The organism is Oceanospirillum sediminis, from assembly GCF_014164585.1.
Lineage (GTDB): Bacteria > Pseudomonadota > Gammaproteobacteria > Pseudomonadales > Halomonadaceae > Oceanospirillum > Oceanospirillum sediminis.
This window is the reverse complement of the sequence record NZ_JACJFM010000077.1, coordinates 728-1,342: the sequence shown is the minus strand read 5'-3', so window position 1 is coordinate 1,342 and position 615 is coordinate 728. Positions and strand designations below refer to the sequence as shown.

Below are 615 nucleotides of genomic sequence, written 5' to 3'. Positions count from 1 at the left end.
TGACTTTACTGGATGCATCTTTGGCTTGATGTTCTGGTGCATTGGTTGGGTCATTTCATGGGGCTGCTCTCGATATGGCTCGTAAACGCCTCTCCGCACTGGCAATCGAAAAATTGGAGGCGCAGATTGATGATGCAATGACAGATGTTGCAGAGTCCGCCATTTTTGGCATCTGCGATATGCAGAAGAACGTCATTAAGCGGTTAAGAATGACAGCCACTGGCGTTGATGATGTGACCAATTCAACCACTCATGCTGACCACCTTATTCCAGCAAAGCTGGAGCGCCTGCTTTACCCCAAGCCGTGGAAGGTTGTATACGGCGGACGTGGGTCGGCAAAGACTCGCACGGTATCGACAATCCTTACTGAGTCGGCAAGATTCAAATCCGAACGTATCGGGTGCTTCCGCGAGATTCAACAATCAATTGAAGACTCCAGCTATCAGGAACTGGTGGATGAGATTGATCGCAAAGGAGAATCAAAAGAGTATCGTTGCATTGATGGCAAGATTACCCACAAGAAGACTAAATCAAAGTTCCGTTTCCGTGGCCTTTATCGAAACGTGACTGGCGTTAAGGGTTTTGCTGGTATCACGAAGGCATGGATTGAGGAGG

Annotated in this window: 1 protein-coding gene; it reads left to right on the top strand. The window is 48.3% G+C overall.

The genetic code is table 11. The features are described from left to right. Positions 1-74 precede the first annotated feature (74 nt). The coding region (locus H4O21_RS23930; RefSeq protein ID WP_220495836.1) for a phage terminase large subunit at positions 75-615 on the top strand (541 nt) is incomplete at its 3' end.